This is a genomic window from Vibrio sp. 1S139 (assembly GCF_041439475.1).
In the GTDB taxonomy this organism is placed as follows: Bacteria; Pseudomonadota; Gammaproteobacteria; order Enterobacterales; family Vibrionaceae; genus Vibrio; species Vibrio crassostreae_C.
Genome location: NZ_JBGOOD010000148.1, coordinates 1 through 1,953 on the forward strand (window position 1 = coordinate 1; position 1,953 = coordinate 1,953).

Genomic DNA, 1,953 nt, shown 5'->3' on the forward strand with positions numbered 1-1,953 from the left:
CAACGTTTGAAGTATTTAGGTTAAAAGAGGGTAGGAAGCGTGTCAACCACTTTGTTTTGGTGAGGGCGGTGGTGGTATTGTAAGGGCTTGCACGACTTTTCTAAGTAGGAATATAACGTGGGAATGGATAACCGTTTTATGAATGCACTAGAACTTGATATTGTTAAGACTCTTAATCGTCTTTTAGGTGTATCTTCAGAGCAAGATACAAGGGTTTATGATTTAGCTGAAGCGGTAGTGATACAGTTAGTCAATGAACACTTTATTTCTCAGGAAGCATTCTGTGGTGAACAGTGCCGAATCTGCCAGCTAAATGACGAATTAATTGATTTCCTTGAACCTAGACGGTTAGATAGAGTAACTGTTGAGCGTTGTAATTATGACGCACGCTTGATTGAGTAACCCATCAGGAGTGAAGTACATTAAGCGCTGAACACAAAATTACATTTAGTGTTGGTGTTCAGCCTGGCAAACATGCAATCAATTACTTGCCAGGTAAGCGTTGTATCCAGTTTACTATCTTATCCCACGTATTTTTGTCATGAGTTCCCGTAAGCACAGTTCTATTGTAAAAAGCATCTTGATAACAGCGATCTTCGGTGACCACTCCAATTGTCGGATAGTGTCTGAAGTGACTGAGTAGGTGGTGAACTTTTCTTAATCTTTCATCGTGAGAGTAGCATCGATTTATTATAAAAGATAAAGAGATCTTCTTCCTACTTAACACCTTTGAGTCAAGTAACGATTTTATAAATGGCAAACTGGCATGAAGATCTATTGGTGAGGGAGCCATTGGAATGATGACACCATCCATAAAATGAATATACCTCGCCATTTCCCCTTGTGTGAAGTTAGACGGAGAATCAACGATCACAAAGTCTGTGTCTTTCGGTACTCGGATTTTCAAAGTGAGTTCAGACAAGCTATAAAAAGAGGGGGTGTATGCGCTTACAAATCCTGGAATTATGTTTATTGCCCAATCGTGGCTCGACTTTTGTTTGTCAAAATCGATAAGGGCGACTTTATAACCTTGATTTAAAAGCTGGCTGATTATGCCGATGACAACCGTTGATTTTCCAACCCCTCCTTTTGAGTTCATTATGAGCACCTTTTTGGCTTTTGTGTTTGCTAAGCTAATGGTGTTTTTTCTTAATTGTAAGGGCACTAGAATCCGTCTTATTGGAAGAGAAGGAAATATACTTGAATTTTAACTGTAGATGAAAATACCTCCCCGCGGGAGGTATAATGGCAGAATTATTTAGTGTAAGACTGTGCTATGTTGTCGATTCGCTCGTTTGCGCGAGCCGCTTCTTCTTGAGCAGCTTCTGCGGTGCTTTTAGCTCGCTGAGCTTCAGAGGTTAGTGTTGCTTTCTCGTCCTTCAGGGCTTGTACATCTTGGTTTAGCTGGCTTACTTGATCGTTTAGAGCGTTCATCTTGGTCATGGTTTCTTCATCTGGGCCCGAAGAACAACCAGCAAGTAGAAATACAGAAGAGGCAACTGCTGCTATTAACATTTTGTTCATATATAAATCCTTGAATATAAGTCAGTATCAAAACCGATGTAAGATCATCGGTGAAGTCAATTGTACTTGAAACTCAATCGACTAGCAGAATGAAACGTTAAAAATAACAAGGAATTAACGTAACTTATGTCTGAACCAAGGAGACGTAAGTTGGACTTGTGTTTACACATCAACTTAAAGTTATAAACTAAAACGTTTAGGAACAAAAATTCGCTTCATAAAACCGGACATTAACAATCTATGGAGTACTTCAGTATTGTCAAGATATTATGTGTCACTTAGCTTATGACTCAATATCACGAAAGATACTCTCTATTATGGGTGTCAATTTACCTAAATTGGGTTCAATTGATGTTGACTTATTCTGTAATCGCCACTCATTTTGGTAACTTCCCACCACCTCTTGATAACACAGTGGGCAGCAATGGT

Annotated in this window: 3 protein-coding genes; 1 reads left to right on the forward strand and 2 read right to left on the reverse strand. The window is 39.2% G+C overall.

Annotated elements, in window-relative coordinates; genetic code table 11:
* Positions 1-123: 123 nt before the first annotated feature.
* A complete protein-coding gene (locus tag ACED46_RS21790) occupies positions 124-402 on the forward strand; it encodes a hypothetical protein (protein WP_102300495.1) in 279 nt (92 codons plus the stop codon).
* A gap of 82 nt (positions 403-484) precedes the next feature.
* Here ACED46_RS21790 and ACED46_RS21795 read toward each other — a convergent pair whose 3' ends face one another.
* The gene (locus tag ACED46_RS21795; RefSeq protein ID WP_032545351.1) at positions 485-1,165 is read right to left on the reverse strand and encodes an AAA family ATPase; all 681 of its coding nucleotides are present in this window, start codon (positions 1,163-1,165) and stop codon (positions 485-487) included.
* Positions 1,166-1,254: 89 nt separating this feature from the next.
* Entirely contained in the window at positions 1,255-1,524 is a 270-nt protein-coding gene (locus tag ACED46_RS21800) for an Lpp/OprI family alanine-zipper lipoprotein (protein WP_371722442.1), read from the reverse strand.
* Positions 1,525-1,953: the final 429 nt, after the last annotated feature.

Coding starts and splice junctions, on each gene's coding strand:
- ACED46_RS21790 (WP_102300495.1), top strand. CDS start 124: ATGGATAACCGTTTTATGAATGCACTAGAACTTGATATTGTTAAGACT.
- ACED46_RS21800 (WP_371722442.1), bottom strand. CDS start 1,524: ATGAACAAAATGTTAATAGCAGCAGTTGCCTCTTCTGTATTTCTACTT.